The sequence below is a fragment of the Neisseria sp. HMSC069H12 genome (assembly GCF_001812735.1).
In the GTDB taxonomy this organism is placed as follows: Bacteria; Pseudomonadota; Gammaproteobacteria; order Burkholderiales; family Neisseriaceae; genus Neisseria; species Neisseria subflava.
Genome location: NZ_KV810283.1, coordinates 1 through 1,560, shown reverse-complemented (window position 1 = coordinate 1,560; position 1,560 = coordinate 1). Strand labels below are relative to the sequence as shown.

Genomic DNA, 1,560 nt, shown 5'->3' with positions numbered 1-1,560 from the left:
CAGCATTACCGTTGGTCCGGCTAGCGGCGGCAGCCCGGTTACTGTCGACGGCACTGCCGGTACGGTTACCGGTCTGACAAACAAAACTTGGACCGGTACGCCGGTGAGTGGTCGCGCTGCTACTGAAGACCAATTGCAGGTTGTGGCAAATAAGGCCGCCGCCGCCAAAACCATCGTGGCTGCTGGCAATGGTATCTCTGTAGGCACACCGACACTTAATGGGGATGGCAGCACTACCTATACCGTGTCCGCAGATACTGCCGCCATTACTACCGGCACGGACGGCAAAGCCGCCACAACCGGTAATACCAACCAAGTCGCCACCGCGCAGGATGTGGTTAACGCCATCAACAACAGTGGTTTCAACATCACTGCCGGCGGCAACACCGTAGGTACACCCGCTGCCACTACAGCCAAATCAGGCAGCACCCTGACCTTGGCTGCAGGCAACGGATTGACGGTGCAACAAAATGTTGACGGCAACGGCAACCAGACCTACACCTATGCTGTAGACGCCCAATCCGTGGTACAGAGTGCCCAAGCCCCAGTTGCATACACCAAAGCCGACGGCACCAAGGTGTACAAACACACCGACGGCAACTTCTACGATGCACCCAACGGTGCAGGTAACCAAGTTGCAGCAGCGGATGTGATTACCAGCCTGCAGAATGCGGCCGGCAGCACAACCGCACCGACCACCTTGGCCAACGTGAAGGACAATCTGGCCGATACCGCTGCAGCCGTTACCAACCCGACCGGTAACGACCGCACCACCTTGTCTGCCAACAAAGGCCACAACGCCGCCACCGTCAACGACGTATTGAACGCCGGCTTCACCGTACAAGGCAACGGGGTTGACGAAGATTTTGTCACCCATGGCGATACCGTTAATTTTGTTAACGGCCAAGGTACCGTAGCCAACGTCAGCAGCACTGGCGGTGTAACAACGGTTAAGTTCGATACCCCGATGACCTATGTTGACACAGCGGGCACTCCGGCCACTACGCCGAGCAACAAAGTAAATCTGGTGGGCACAGGCGGCCCGGTAACCTTGGGTAACGTCGCTGCAGGTGCGGTTAACGCGACCAGTACCGATGCCGTGAACGGCAGCCAGTTGTACAAAACTGCCAATTCCACAGCTACCCACTTGGGCGGCGGATCGGCAGTTCAGGCCGATGGCAGCATTAGCGCGCCGACCTACACCCTAGCCAATGCCACTGGTACGCCAACGAACTACAGCAACGTAGGCAACGCATTGACTGCGCTGAATGCACGCACCAATGCGGCCAACGCCGGTTGGAAATTCCAAGTGAACAGCGGTGCTGCGGAAACCATCAAGCCGAATGATACGGTAGGGTTTAAAGATGGTACCAACATTGCCATAACCAACAACGGTAAAGACATTACCATTGCCACCAAACCTAACCTGACTGCCGACAGCTTGACAATTAACAACGGCCCGGTCATCAACGGTAACGGTATTAGCACCAACGGCAAAAACATTGATATGGGTAACAACGGCAAGATTACCAACCTGACCAGCGGCAACGTTGCGGCAGG

General features: G+C 56.3%; 1 protein-coding gene. It reads left to right on the top strand.

Features of this window, described 5'->3' with window-relative positions:
- Positions 1-1,560, top strand: a 1,560-nt coding sequence (locus HMPREF2872_RS05970; RefSeq protein WP_210398847.1) for a beta strand repeat-containing protein, incomplete at both ends; no start/stop codon positions are given.